Raw genomic sequence first — 11,811 nt, 5'->3', positions numbered from 1 at the left:
TATTGATGTGTGGTGAAACTTATTGCTTTTTCCCGCGGAGGAGATCTGCGGCGTGGAATTCTGCCGCGAAATCGACGCGCCCGCACCGGTGATTCTGGACGAGGCTGCCTGTGTGCTGGTGCTTGCATCCAGCGGCCGTGCGGCAGCTGTGCCCGCCAACAGCACGGCAGAGGCACTTTGGCTGGAGGCCGGTTCCCTGCTTGTGTGCCGTGGCGCCATGGAGATCACGCCCGCTTCTGATTGTCATCTGCTTGTCATTGGCTTTTCCGGTGAAGCGGCCCGCCAGGCCGGAGATAAGCTGACGGAGCCTTTGCTCTCCGACTGCAGCGCCTGCCCACTGGCTGCGCAGGAAATGAGTGCTTTGGCCGCGGCTGTCAGCCGTGGAGAGAGCGAATTGCTGCCGGCCCTGGCTTTCCGCGCCCTGTGCAGTGTGGCCCGTGCGGACGAAGCGCCCGAATCACCCGGCCTTCCGCCGCTGGTGGCGCAGGCAGTGCTGGCCATCCGGCAGAATTATGCCGGGCTTTACGGTGTGGACGAGCTGGCCCGTCAGCTGGGAGTGAGCAAAAGCCACCTGGTGCGCGTTTTTACTGCGCAAATGGGCATCGGCCCCGGACAATATCTGATCCAGACACGGCTGGATGCAGCCAAGGTGCTTCTGGCGCAGCGAGATTACAGTCTGGACGTAATCGCCAGTTTGTGCGGTTTTTCCGGTGCCAATTACCTGTGCAAAGTTTTTAAGAAACACACCGGGCAGACGCCCGGTACTTTTCGCGCGCTGCATGCAGGCGCCGCCCCTTCCCCTGCCCGTTTGTCCGAGCTGGAGAGCGCACTTTACACCTGAGGTGTACGTTTGTACAAATTAAAAGGCATTTTACGCCTAGCCAGCCGCACGCAAAGAGATTATGATAGAGGTAGCAAAGTCACGTTCGTTTGATTTTATATAATAAGGAGAATGCAGCATGAAAGTAATCGTTACCAACAGCTACGATGAGACCTGTGCGGTCATCGCAGAGATGATCCGGGATCTGGTCAATCAGAAACCCAATGCCAAGCTGGGCCTCGCCACCGGTGGAACTCCTGTCCCCATCTACAAGAAACTGATCGAGATGAACAAGGCCGGCCAGGTGGATTTCTCGCAGGTACATACCGTGAATCTGGACGAGTACTGCGGCATTCCGGGCACTCATGAACAGAGCTACCGTTATTTCATGGACACCAACCTGTTCAATCACATCAACATCGACAAGGCCAACACCTTTGTGGCCAGCGGCATGGGCGATGTGGAAGCCAACGCGCGCGAGCTGGAGCAGAAAGTGCGCGAGGGCGGCGTTGCCGACCTGCAGCTGCTGGGCATCGGCAACAACGGACACATTGCGTTCAACGAAGCTTCGGACCATCTGGTCAGCGTTGCCCACGTGGAAAAGCTGACGGAGAGCACCATCAATGCCAACGCCCGCTTCTTTGAGAAAAAAGAAGACGTTCCCACCATGGCCATCACCATGGGTATGGGTGACATTCTGGCAGCCAAAACCGTTGTGCTTGCGGCCACCGGTCTTGCCAAGGTTCCTGCCATCAAAGGTCTGGTGATGGACGATGTGATCACCACCCAGAACCCCTCTACCCTGCTGAAGCTGCATGCTGACGCAGTGGTTGTCATCGACCGCGAACTGGCGGATGCCGTCGGTTACAAGGGCTGATTGCAACGATCAAAGCGCTCTCCTTTTGGGAGAGCGCTTTTTTGTCTTGCGCCGCCGTTCAAAATGCGTTAGGATGAAACCAGAACACAAGGAAAGAAGGAATCGGTATGGAGCCTTGTCGCTATGGTATTTTAGGTGCAGGGCGGATCGCCGCCCGCTTCAGCGCCTGCTTTGAGCAGGGATTGGTGCCCGGTGCCCGTCTGTGCGCCGTTGCCTCGTCGGATCCCTTGCGCGCGGCCCGCTTTGCCGCCGAGCACGGCATCGCCCGCAGTTACGGCAGCCACGATGCGCTGCTGGCGGATCCTGAAATTGAAATCGTGTACATCGCCACCATCAATTCCATGCACTACGACTGCTGCGCCCGTGCCATCCGGGCCGGCAAACATGTGCTGTGTGAAAAGCCTCTGGTCCTCACTGCGGCCGAGGCACGCAGTCTGGCACAGCTGGCAGCCGAGCATCATGTGTTTCTGATGGAAGCCATGTGGACCCGGTTTCTGCCCGCAGTGCAAACCGCGCGCCGCTGGCTGACGGAAGGACGGATCGGACGGCTGCGCTGCATCAGTGCCAGTCTGTGCGCCAGCCGTGACCCCGCTGAATATCCCCGTCTGTTTGACCCCGCTCTGGGCGGCGGCGCGTTCTATGATCTGGGCGTCTATGCGTTTTCCTGTGCACAGTTTTTTGCCCGCGGGCGCAAGCAGACCGGCATGGTTCCGCTGTGCGTTCCCTCGGGCACCGGTGTGGACGGTTCCACCTTTCTGACCCTTTCCTATGAGGACGGGTTGACTGCCCAGCTGAAATGCAGCATTCAATTTGCGGCAGACAACAGCCTGCTGCTTTGCGGCGAACAGGGCATGATCCGCCTTGCCCCCTGGTTCAACTGGGCGCAGCGGGCTGAGCTGTACCGTACCCCTTTACCCGGGCCGCAAGGCTGGCAGGGTGCACAACCCGAGGAAGTGTTTTTGCACGAGACGTCCTGCGGCTTTGAATTTGAAGCCGAACATGCCGCCTCCTGTGTGCGGGGCGGTCTGCCCGAAAGTGACGTGATGCCCCTGGCGGACAGCATTGCCTGCGCCGAGTTGTTTGACCGGCTGGAACCTTTGCTGCATCGTGAGAACTGAACACAAAATGCCCGGTTTCCCCGGGCGTTTTTTGTGTCGTTTTTTCTTGACGAATTTGTACGCCAGGTGTATACTTTATTAGAAGTTAGCACAAGCTAACATTCTGAATTGAAGGAAGAGGATGAACTCCATGACGTTGGATAAACTTCCCATCGGGCAGCAGGCCCGCATTGAGACCGTTGGCGGTGAAGGTGCACTGCGCCGCCGCCTGCTGGATATGGGACTGACGCCGGGCACCTGCGTCACCATTCGAAAAGTGGCGCCCATGGGAGACCCGATTGAACTGCATCTGCGCGGTTATGAACTGACCCTGCGGCTGGAAGACGCGCAGAAAATCACCTTGTGCGGAGGCGACGCCCAATGATGACCTTTGCTCTGGCCGGCAATCAGAACTGCGGCAAAACCACGCTGTTCAACCAGCTCACCGGCTCCAATCAGCATGTGGGCAATTTTCCGGGTGTAACGGTAGACAAAAAAGAGGGCGTGATTCGCGATCATCACACCGGTGAGCATCATCACGGCCCTCGCAGCTGGGGACATCCCCGGCACCGGCGCAAAGACATTCCGCAGCCGGAACAGGCAGTGGTCGTGGACCTGCCGGGCATTTATTCGCTCAGCCCCTACACGGCCGAAGAGATCGTCACCCGGGACTTTCTCATTCAGGAAAAGCCCGACGGCATCATCAACATTGTGGACGCCACCAACATCGAGCGAAATCTGTACCTGTCCATGCAGCTGATGGAATTGAACATTCCCATGGTCATCGCCCTGAATATGATGGACGAAATGCGTGCCAACGGCAGTACCGTGGACATTCTGAAACTGGAACAGGAACTGGGCGTGCCGGTGGTCCCTATTTCCGCAGCCAAAAACGAGGGCATCGATGAACTGATCGAGCACGCGCTGCGCGCGGCCGAACACAAGGAACTTCCCAAACGTCAGGATTTCTGCACCGGCGCAGTACATCGGTGCATCCACTCACTGGCCCATGTAGTGGAAGACCACGCAGCCGCCATCGGTGTGCCTCCCCGCTTTGCCGCCACCAAGCTGGTGGAAGGCGATAAGCCCATGATTCAGCAGCTGAAGCTGACGGAAAACGAGCTGGAACTGGCGGAGCATTCCATCCAGGAGATGGAAGCGGAACTGGGAACGGACCGGGAAGCCGCGCTGGCGGACATGCGCTATACCTTTATTGAAAAACTGTGTTCCGACACCGTCTTCAAAAACGGCGAGAGCCGGGAGCACATGCGCAGCGTGCGCATCGACCAGATCCTCACGGGAAAATATCTGGCAATTCCCATGTTCCTTTTGATCATGCTTCTGGTATTTTGGCTGACCTTTGGCGTCATTGGAAGCTTTTTGAGCGATCTGCTCTCTTTGGGCATTGATCAGGTCACCGCCTGGGTGGACGCAGGGCTGACCGCCTACGGCATCAATCCGGTGGTCCATTCGCTGATCATCGACGGCGTGTTTGCCGGCGTGGGAAGTGTGCTCAGCTTCCTGCCGATCATTGTGACTTTGTTTTTCTTCTTGTCCATGTTGGAAGACTCCGGCTATATGGCCCGTGTCGCCTTCGTTATGGACAAGCTGCTGCGCAAAATCGGTCTGTCCGGCCGCAGCTTTGTTCCCATGCTGATCGGGTTCGGCTGCAGCGTTCCGGCCATCATGGCCACACGCACACTGGCCAGCGACCGGGACCGCAAGATGACCATTCTTCTCACCCCCTTCATGAGCTGTTCCGCCAAACTGCCGATTTACGCAGTGTTTACTGCCGCGTTCTTCCCGAAATACGGTGCGCTGGTCATGATGCTGCTGTACGTGATGGGCATGGCCATCGGCATTGTTTGCGCGCTGATTATGAAAAGCACCCTGTACAAAGGAAATCCTGTTCCCTTTGTCATGGAGCTGCCCAACTACCGTCTGCCCAGTTTGAAAAGCGTGGGACTGCTGATGTGGGACAAGGCCAAGGACTTTTTGACCCGTGCCTTTACAGTCATTTTTGTGGCAACCATTGTCATCTGGTTCTTGCAGACCTTTGACACCCGTTTCAACGTGGTGGCTGATTCGTCGGCCAGCATGCTGGCCGGGCTGGGCCGCATCATCGCCCCCATTTTCGCACCGCTCGGCTTTACCGACTGGCGTGCATCCACAGCCCTGATCACCGGCTTCTCTGCCAAAGAAGCTGTGGTCAGCACCATGGCAGTGCTGACCGGTACCAGCGTGGCCAATCTGGGAACGGCGCTCGCCGCTATTTTCACACCGCTGAGTGCCTTCAGCTTCCTGACCTTCTCCCTGCTGTACACGCCCTGTGTGGCGGCGATTGCTGCTGTGCGCCGGGAGATGAACTCCGGCCTGGCCGCCCTGTGGGTCGCCTTTGCCCAGTGCGCTGTGGCCTGGATCTGTGCCGCAGTAGTCTTCCAGGTGGGAAGCCTGCTGTTTTCCTGAGGTGTTTCCATGAATGTTCTGGACGTTGTTCTGGTGTTGCTGATTGCAGCACTGTTCGCACTGGCCGTGCGCCGAATCGTCCGCGATCGCCGCAGCGGAAAATGCTGCGGCAACTGCGCGGGTTGTTCCCATGCATGCAGCCAGAAGAAGTCATAAAAAAGCCCCGGCATCTTCCAAAGATGCCGGGGCTTTTGATTACCATGCGCAAAATGCAAGAGAGGGACTGCTTGGCAGTCCCCCTCTCTTTTTACCGCAAAACCTGGCGGGCCACCTCTTCGGCTGCATCCCGGTCTTTGCGTTTTACATACACATAGTGGATACCGGCGCTCTCCATGGCGCCGATGGTGCCAAATCGGCTGTGGCCGCCGCCCAGTATGTTATGGCCGTTGCGGTACTCGCTTTCACAGGCGATGCCTGCCTGCTCCAGTGCCCGGCACAAGGCCGACGCCTTCTCTCCGCTGGGGCCCATGTACAATTCTTCTCTCTCCCAAAACCACATACGCTTTTTCAGGCACGGCCCACGATCTCATCAATGCGCCGCAGTTCTTCCTCCGTAAAGTCTGTGTGTCCCAGCACGGCGATGTTTTCCCGGATCTGTTCCGGTCTGGACGCGCCAATCAGCACGCTGGTCACGTCGCTGTCTTTCAGAACCCAGGCCAGCGCCATCTGCGCCAGCGTCTGGCCGCGCTGTGCCGCCAGTTCGTTCAACTGACGAAGCTGCTGCCGTTTTTCCGCCGTCAGAACGGACTCTTTCAGCGACAGTGACCGCCCCTTTGCCATTCGGCTCTGGGAAGGCACTCCATCCAGATATTTATCCGACAGCAGTCCCTGGGCCAGCGGGCTGAACGCAACAATGCCCACCCCTGCTTTCTGGGCGACCGCTTTCAGGCCGTTGTCCTCAATGCGGCGGTCCAGAATGGAATATCGGCTCTGATTGACCACAAACGGGCAATGCAGTTCCCGCAGGATCTCAGCCGCACGCAGCGTCGATTCGCCGTCGTAATTGGAAATGCCCGCATACAATGCCTTTCCCTGCTGCACCGCAGAGGCCAGCGCCCCCATAGTTTCTTCCAGCGGCGTCTCCGGGTCGGGACGATGAGAATAGAAAATATCAAAATACTCGAGCCCCGTGCGGCGCAGACTCTGGTCCAGGCTGGCCAGCAATGATTTTCGGCTGCCCCAGTTTCCGTAGGGGCCCGGCCACATCGGGTGCCCCGCCTTGCTGGCAATGATCAGTTCGTCCCGGTAAGGGCGAAAATCCTTGGCATACAGACGGCCAAAATTTTCTTCCGCGCTGCCCGGCACCGGCCCGTAATTGTTGGCAAGATCAAAATAGGTCACACCGCAGTCGAAGGCAGTGCGCAGCATGGCCTGCATATTGTCAAAGGAATCAGCTGATCCAAAATTGTGCCACATTCCAAGCGAAAGCGCCGGAAGCAGAAGTCCCGAAGCTCCGCTGTGATTGTATTCCATGGATTCATAACGGTTTTCGTCCGCACAATAACCGGATACCGGCATATGCAACACTTCCTTTCTTTGTTTTATTCTACCCGATGCATCCTTCCTTGACAAGGTAAAATTCAATCTGTATTTCTTTGAAAAACACATTTCCGTTTTAAAAAGAAAAAGCGCTGAAAATGTCCGCGAATGACCGTCAAAGCTCGTTTTTTTGCATTGACAAAATTTCATCAGGCGATATAATAGGTACTATACTTTATCAAAATAAAGTATCATTTTTTTACAAAGGAGTTTTTTCACATGGCACGAGTATACAACTTCAGCGCAGGCCCTTCCATGCTGCCGCTCAGCGTATTGCAGAAAGCGCAGTCCGAACTGCTGGAATACGGATCATCCGGTCAGTCCGTTATGGAGATGAGTCATCGCAGTAGTGTGTACGATGCCATCATCGTTGAAACCGAGGCCGCGCTTCGTCGGGTTTTGAACATTCCGGACAATTACAAAGTCGGCTTCATTCAGGGTGGCGCCTCCACCCAGTTTGCCATGGTCCCCATGAATCTGATGACCACCGGTGAAGCGGATTATCTGGTGACCGGCCAGTTCTCCGGAAAAGCCGCCAAGGAAGCCGAAAAATTCGGCACGGTCCATGTGGTCGCCTCTTCCAAGGATAAAAACTTTACCTACATCCCCGACGTGGACGCTGTGGAATACAGCCCCAACGCCAGCTACATTCATATTTGTGAAAACAACACCATCTACGGAACCAGATTTACGAAGCTTCCGCAGGTGGACGGCATTCCTCTGGTGGCTGACATGTCCAGCTGCATCCTCAGCCGACCGACCGACGTGAGCAAATACGGGCTGATTTATTTCGGTGTGCAGAAAAACGTGGCTCCCGCCGGCATGGCTGTGGCCATCGTACGGGAAGATCTTCTGGAAAATGCACGCACCGATCTGGCGCGGCCTGCCATGCTGGACTATAAAACGCTGATCGATGCCCGCAGCATGTACAACACGCCCAACTGCTGGTCCATCTATATGATGGGGCTGGTTCTGCACTGGATCGAAAACGAAGTGGGCGGACTGACCGAGATGGAAAAGCGCAACAACGCCAAAGCACAGCTGCTGTACGATTATCTGGATCAGTCTTCCTTCTTCCAGAACCCGGTCAACAAAGCGGACCGCAGCATCATGAACGTTACGTTTGCAAGCCCGTCCAAAGAGCTGGATGCCAAGTTCTGCCAGGAAGCGGCTGAGGCTGGTCTGGTCAATCTGAAAGGGCATCGCAGTGTGGGCGGCATGCGAGCCTCCATCTACAACGCCATGCCGCTGGACGGCGTGCAGGCACTGGTCGCTTTCATGAAAGAATTTGAAGCCCGGAACGGCTGAGAAGAGAGGATGAAAAAACATGTATCAGGTACAAACCTTGAATCATATTTCGCCCAAGGGACTGGAACATCTGGGCGCCAATTTATTCGCACTGGACAATGAGGGCAGCAAACCAGATGGCATTCTGGTCCGCAGCGCCGATATGCACAACATGGAACTGGGGCCTCAGCTGCTGGCGGTAGCGCGTGCCGGGGCAGGCACCAACAACATTCCTGTTGCGGATTGCAGCCAGCGCGGCATCGTGGTTTTCAACACACCGGGCGCCAACGCCAATGCCGTAAAAGAACTGGTGCTGGCCGGACTGGTGCTCAGCGGCCGGAAAATTGCCCAGGGCATCGCCTGGGCACAAACGCTGATCGCCCAAACCGAACCCGTCGCCAAACTGGTCGAAAAAGGAAAAAAACAATTTGTGGGCCCGGAACTTGCCGGTAAAAAGCTGGGTGTGATCGGTCTGGGCGCCATCGGCGTGAAGGTCGCCAATATGGCCACCCACCTGGGCATGGAAGTGCTTGGATACGACCCCTACATTTCCATTGATGCCGCCTGGAACCTTTCCCGCAGTGTCAAGCACTGCGTCAATCTGTCGGACCTGGTGAACCAGTGCGATTTTATTACTCTGCACATTCCTGCTACGGCCGATACCAAAGGGATGGTAAATGCCAAACTCATCAGCCAGATGAAACACGGTGTGCGGATTCTGAACTTTGCGCGCGGCGAACTGGTAAACAACGTGGATTTGATTTCGGCATTGAAGAGCGGCCGCGTCGGCGCTTATGTATGTGATTTCCCCTGTGAAGAACTGCTGGGTGTGGAAGGCTGCGTCTGCCTTCCCCATCTGGGCGCTTCCACTCCGGAAAGCGAGGAAAACTGTGCCGTAATGGCCGCGCAGGAACTGAGTGACTACCTGCTGGATGGAAACATTCGCAACAGCGTCAACTTCCCCTCTGTTTCCATGCCGCGCGGTGAGGGAAACCGCATCTGCGTGATCCACAAAAACGTTCCCGGCATGCTGGCCGCCATCACCGATGTGGCCAACAAAGCCGGCCTGAACATCGAAAACATGACCAACAAATCCCGCGGCGATTACGCCTACACCATGCTGGATGTGACCGGGCTTGTTCCGGACGAAGTGGGCAGTGGTCTTCTGGCCCTGCCGGACATCATTCGTGTGCGGGTCCTTTAAACTGAAAAAGGCGGCGAAGGAATCTTCGCCGCCTTTTTGTTTTCATTCATGCAAAAAAGGACCGCACCCATTGGGTGCGGTCCTTTGCATAAGCGAAACTTATTTCAGCTCGATCTTCGCGCCGACGTCTTCCAGTTTCTTCTTCATGTCCTCAGCCTCAGCTTTGGCAACAGCCTCTTTCAGAGTCTTCGGAGCGTTGTCAACCAGCTCTTTCGCCTCTTTCAGGCCCAGGCCGGTGATCTCTTTAACAGTCTTGATGACCTGCATTTTGCTTGCGCCAACCTCAGCCAGCACAACGTCAAACTCGGTTTTCTCCTCAGCAGCAGGAGCAGCACCGGCAGCAGCAGGAGCAGCAGCAGCAACAGCGGAAACGTCGAACTCTTCGCAATAGGTGTCGATGAGCTCTTTCAGCTCAAGGATGGACAGGCCTTTGATCTCGTCAATGATGGCAGTAATTTTCTCAGAAGCCATGATAATACCTCCAATTTTATTTGTTGTAATTGTTTTAATTCAAAATGGGCCTTAGGCAGCAGGCTCTTCCTGCTTATCCACATAGGCCTGCATGGCGACAGCCAGGCCGCCAATGGTGCTCTTGAGCGCGCCAGCGAACATAGACAGCATGCCTTTGTAGTCGGGCAGCTTCGCGATCGCAGTCAGCTCGTCCAGGCTCATCACAGAGCCATCCATATAACCGCTCTTCATAGAGAACGCGCCCTTGGAACCCTCAGCATACTTGTTCAGAATGCGTGCGGGAGCAATGGGGTCCTCTTTGGAGATGGCAATGGCGGTGGAACCCTTCAGGGAATCCATCATGCCCTCGTACTGGGTGTCCTTAATGGCCAGACGCAGCATGGTGTTTTTCACAACCGCATACTCGACGCCAGCCTCACGCAGCTCTTTACGGAGCTTTGTGTCATTGGCCACGTTGATGCCCTTGTAATCGACCACTACGCCGGCCACAGAGCCCAACAGCTTCTCACGAAGCTCGGCAACGAAGGCTTGTTTCTCGCTCAGAATTTTCTCGCTCGGCATTTCGATTCACCTCGTTTCTCAAAAGATGGATGCTTCAAAAGACAAGCGGTGCAAAAACAAAAAGGCCTCTTTCTCCCGCGAGAAAAAGGCCAAAAATACAAAACATATTTTTGCACGTTTCTCGGCAGGCGGGAATCATCCCTTACGCATCAGCACCTGCTGTCTTTAAAACAGCTCTTATAGTATAGCACGCACATCCGTGTGTGTCAATCTTTTTTTGAATAAAACCACAAAAAACAGCGCCCGTATTTTACGGGCGCTGCAAATTGCTCTCGCTTAGCCGCCGAATTTCTGGCTGTTCAGCTTGATGCCGGGGCCCATCGTAGAAGCGACCGTAACGCTCTTGATGTACTGGCCTTTGGCAGCAGCAGGTTTCGCCTTCACGATGGCCTCCATGACCACTTTCAGGTTCTCTTCCAGCTTTTCCACGCCGAAAGAAGCCTTGCCGACGGGCACATGGATGATGTTGGCCTTGTCCAGACGGTACTCAATCTTACCGGCTTTGGCCTCGGTAACAGCACGGCCCACATCAGGGGTCACAGTGCCGGCCTTGGGGTTCGGCATCAAGCCGCGCGGTCCAAGGATTTTACCCAGACGGCCAACCATACCCATCATGTCAGGGGTGGTAACCAGCACGTCAAAATCGATAAAGCCTTCGTTCTGGATTTTCGCAACCAGGTCGGCATCGCCAACCATCATAGCACCGGCAGCCTCAGCTGCTTTGGCAGCATCGCCTTTGGCGATGGCAATGACGCGCACGTCTTTGCCGGTGCCGTTGGGCAGGACCACCGCGCCGCGGACCTGCTGGTCAGCGTGACGGCTGTCAACACCCAGACGGACGTGCAGCTCGACGGTCTCGTCGAACTTCGCTTTCGCGGTCTGGCAGCAAAGTGCCAGCGCTTCAGCGGTATCGTACAATTTGGTACGGTCGACCAGCTTTTTGCTGTCGACATAATGTTTACCGTGATTCATAGTATCCTCCTGTGGTATATCGGAATATTCCTCCCACTAATGGCGGGTTCGTTCTCTTAGTCTGTCACCGTAACGCCCATGCTGCGGCAAGTGCCGGCAACCATGCTGACCGCTGCATCCAGGCTGGCAGCGTTCAGATCGGGCATTTTCGTGGTGGCGATCTCTTCCAGCTGTTTGCGGGTGATGGAAGCCACCTTCGTTTTGTTGGGCACACCGGAACCGCTTTCGATGCCGATCGCTTTTTTGATCAGAACCGCTGCGGGCGGAGTTTTGGTGATAAAGCTGAAAGAACGGTCAGCATACACTGTGATGACCACAGGGATCAGATAACCGATGTCTTTCTGAGTGCGCTCGTTGAATTCTTTTGTGAACGCCATGATGTTCACACCGTGCTGGCCAAGAGCAGGACCAACAGGGGGAGCCGGGGTAGCTTTACCGGCCGGGATCTGGAGCTTAATATACCCCACTACCTTTTGAGCCATTTTGTGCACCTCCAAAAATTGTGGTAAGTTGCGGG

14 protein-coding genes and 1 other annotated feature are annotated in these 11,811 nt (G+C 55.8%); of the genes, 8 read left to right on the top strand and 6 right to left on the bottom strand.

Annotated elements, in window-relative coordinates:
- Positions 1 to 52 precede the first annotated feature (52 nt).
- From ACKTS9_RS14260 to ACKTS9_RS14235, 6 genes are all read left to right on the top strand, one after another.
- Complete coding sequence (locus ACKTS9_RS14260) at positions 53 to 841, top strand: helix-turn-helix transcriptional regulator (protein WP_349214565.1); 789 nt, start codon at positions 53 to 55, stop codon at positions 839 to 841.
- Positions 842 to 959: 118 nt separating this feature from the next.
- Positions 960 to 1,697 carry a glucosamine-6-phosphate deaminase gene (gene nagB / locus ACKTS9_RS14255; RefSeq protein ID WP_349214566.1) on the top strand — a complete coding sequence of 246 codons (738 nt, stop codon included), beginning with the start codon at positions 960 to 962 and terminating at the stop codon, positions 1,695 to 1,697.
- A 107-nt stretch (positions 1,698 to 1,804) separates the two neighbouring features.
- Positions 1,805 to 2,815 carry a Gfo/Idh/MocA family protein gene (locus ACKTS9_RS14250; RefSeq protein ID WP_349214568.1) on the top strand — a complete coding sequence of 337 codons (1,011 nt, stop codon included), beginning with the start codon at positions 1,805 to 1,807 and terminating at the stop codon, positions 2,813 to 2,815.
- Positions 2,816 to 2,945: 130 nt separating this feature from the next.
- Positions 2,946 to 3,179 carry a FeoA family protein gene (locus tag ACKTS9_RS14245; RefSeq protein WP_349214570.1) on the top strand — a complete coding sequence of 78 codons (234 nt, stop codon included), beginning with the start codon at positions 2,946 to 2,948 and terminating at the stop codon, positions 3,177 to 3,179.
- A complete protein-coding gene (gene feoB / locus ACKTS9_RS14240) occupies positions 3,179 to 5,260 on the top strand; it encodes a ferrous iron transport protein B (protein ID WP_349214604.1) in 2,082 nt (693 codons plus the stop codon). Before ACKTS9_RS14245 ends, feoB begins: the two co-directional genes overlap by 1 nt.
- A 9-nt stretch (positions 5,261 to 5,269) precedes the next feature.
- Positions 5,270 to 5,416, top strand: coding sequence for a FeoB-associated Cys-rich membrane protein (locus tag ACKTS9_RS14235; protein WP_349214572.1), 147 nt, complete (start codon positions 5,270 to 5,272; stop codon positions 5,414 to 5,416).
- A 91-nt stretch (positions 5,417 to 5,507) separates the two neighbouring features.
- Here ACKTS9_RS14235 and ACKTS9_RS14230 read toward each other — a convergent pair whose 3' ends face one another.
- Together ACKTS9_RS14230 and ACKTS9_RS14225 are read right to left on the bottom strand one after the other, a co-directional pair.
- Positions 5,508 to 5,729 carry a hypothetical protein gene (locus tag ACKTS9_RS14230; protein WP_407881584.1) on the bottom strand — a complete coding sequence of 74 codons (222 nt, stop codon included), beginning with the start codon at positions 5,727 to 5,729 and terminating at the stop codon, positions 5,508 to 5,510.
- A gap of 38 nt (positions 5,730 to 5,767) precedes the next feature.
- A complete protein-coding gene (locus ACKTS9_RS14225) occupies positions 5,768 to 6,778 on the bottom strand; it encodes an aldo/keto reductase (protein WP_349214576.1) in 1,011 nt (336 codons plus the stop codon).
- Between the two features lie 240 nt (positions 6,779 to 7,018).
- On the opposite strand from ACKTS9_RS14225, the gene serC reads away from it, so the two are divergent.
- Positions 7,019 to 8,107 carry a 3-phosphoserine/phosphohydroxythreonine transaminase gene (gene serC / locus ACKTS9_RS14220; RefSeq protein WP_349214577.1) on the top strand — a complete coding sequence of 363 codons (1,089 nt, stop codon included), beginning with the start codon at positions 7,019 to 7,021 and terminating at the stop codon, positions 8,105 to 8,107.
- A gap of 19 nt (positions 8,108 to 8,126) precedes the next feature.
- Positions 8,127 to 9,290, top strand: coding sequence for a phosphoglycerate dehydrogenase (locus tag ACKTS9_RS14215; RefSeq protein WP_349214579.1), 1,164 nt, complete (start codon positions 8,127 to 8,129; stop codon positions 9,288 to 9,290).
- A 99-nt stretch (positions 9,291 to 9,389) separates the two neighbouring features.
- On the opposite strand, the gene rplL is transcribed toward ACKTS9_RS14215, so the two are convergent.
- From rplL to rplK, 4 genes are all read right to left on the bottom strand, one after another.
- Positions 9,390 to 9,761 (bottom strand): 50S ribosomal protein L7/L12, encoded by a 372-nt coding sequence (gene rplL, locus ACKTS9_RS14210; RefSeq protein WP_349214581.1) that lies wholly within the window; start codon positions 9,759 to 9,761, stop codon positions 9,390 to 9,392.
- Between the two features lie 51 nt (positions 9,762 to 9,812).
- Positions 9,813 to 10,322, bottom strand: coding sequence for a 50S ribosomal protein L10 (gene rplJ / locus ACKTS9_RS14205; protein ID WP_349214583.1), 510 nt, complete (start codon positions 10,320 to 10,322; stop codon positions 9,813 to 9,815).
- Positions 10,323 to 10,370: 48 nt separating this feature from the next.
- Positions 10,371 to 10,509, bottom strand: a sequence feature (ribosomal protein L10 leader region).
- A gap of 89 nt (positions 10,510 to 10,598) precedes the next feature.
- A complete protein-coding gene (rplA, locus tag ACKTS9_RS14200; RefSeq protein ID WP_349214584.1) occupies positions 10,599 to 11,294 on the bottom strand; it encodes a 50S ribosomal protein L1 in 696 nt (231 codons plus the stop codon).
- 56 nt (positions 11,295 to 11,350) lie between these two features.
- Positions 11,351 to 11,776, bottom strand: coding sequence for a 50S ribosomal protein L11 (gene rplK, locus ACKTS9_RS14195; RefSeq protein WP_349214586.1), 426 nt, complete (start codon positions 11,774 to 11,776; stop codon positions 11,351 to 11,353).
- Positions 11,777 to 11,811: the final 35 nt, after the last annotated feature.

This window comes from Owariibacterium komagatae (assembly GCF_045865535.1).
Taxonomy (GTDB): domain Bacteria; phylum Bacillota; class Clostridia; order Oscillospirales; family Ruminococcaceae; genus Ruthenibacterium; species Ruthenibacterium komagatae.
This window is presented reverse-complemented; position numbering and strand designations above follow the sequence as displayed.

Coding starts and splice junctions, on each gene's coding strand:
- ACKTS9_RS14230 (WP_407881584.1), bottom strand. CDS start 5,729: ATGGGCCCCAGCGGAGAGAAGGCGTCGGCCTTGTGCCGGGCACTGGAG.
- rplL (WP_349214581.1), bottom strand. CDS start 9,761: ATGGCTTCTGAGAAAATTACTGCCATCATTGACGAGATCAAAGGCCTG.
- rplJ (WP_349214583.1), bottom strand. CDS start 10,322: ATGCCGAGCGAGAAAATTCTGAGCGAGAAACAAGCCTTCGTTGCCGAG.
- ACKTS9_RS14235 (WP_349214572.1), top strand. CDS start 5,270: ATGAATGTTCTGGACGTTGTTCTGGTGTTGCTGATTGCAGCACTGTTC.
- serC (WP_349214577.1), top strand. CDS start 7,019: ATGGCACGAGTATACAACTTCAGCGCAGGCCCTTCCATGCTGCCGCTC.
- rplA (WP_349214584.1), bottom strand. CDS start 11,294: ATGAATCACGGTAAACATTATGTCGACAGCAAAAAGCTGGTCGACCGT.
- rplK (WP_349214586.1), bottom strand. CDS start 11,776: ATGGCTCAAAAGGTAGTGGGGTATATTAAGCTCCAGATCCCGGCCGGT.
- ACKTS9_RS14245 (WP_349214570.1), top strand. CDS start 2,946: ATGACGTTGGATAAACTTCCCATCGGGCAGCAGGCCCGCATTGAGACC.
- ACKTS9_RS14250 (WP_349214568.1), top strand. CDS start 1,805: ATGGAGCCTTGTCGCTATGGTATTTTAGGTGCAGGGCGGATCGCCGCC.
- ACKTS9_RS14225 (WP_349214576.1), bottom strand. CDS start 6,778: ATGCCGGTATCCGGTTATTGTGCGGACGAAAACCGTTATGAATCCATG.
- nagB (WP_349214566.1), top strand. CDS start 960: ATGAAAGTAATCGTTACCAACAGCTACGATGAGACCTGTGCGGTCATC.
- feoB (WP_349214604.1), top strand. CDS start 3,179: ATGACCTTTGCTCTGGCCGGCAATCAGAACTGCGGCAAAACCACGCTG.
- ACKTS9_RS14215 (WP_349214579.1), top strand. CDS start 8,127: ATGTATCAGGTACAAACCTTGAATCATATTTCGCCCAAGGGACTGGAA.